We start from the raw sequence: 225 nt of genomic DNA on the forward strand, positions 1-225 counted from the left end.
GCTTGTACAGATAAGCAAAACCGGGCGGTTCCTGTTGAAGTAACAATGACCAAGGCTAAGTTATTTGATAAGATTAAAGGAGGATGGGCTGGTCAAACAATAGGTTGCACGTATGGTGGTCCTACAGAGTTCAGATATCCGGGGACAATGATACAAGATTATATTCCTATCAATTGGCCGGATGGGTATATTAAATGGTATTATGAAAATGAACCGGGTTTGTAT

General features: G+C 40.4%; 1 protein-coding gene. It reads left to right on the forward strand.

Annotation, left to right across the window (positions count from 1 at the left end):
• Nucleotides 1-225: ADP-ribosylglycohydrolase family protein (locus HJV72_RS19070; protein ID WP_208073446.1), on the forward strand; the 225-nt coding region annotated here is incomplete at both ends.

The organism is Extibacter sp. GGCC_0201, assembly GCF_017566055.1.
In the GTDB taxonomy this organism is placed as follows: domain Bacteria; phylum Bacillota; class Clostridia; order Lachnospirales; family Lachnospiraceae; genus Extibacter.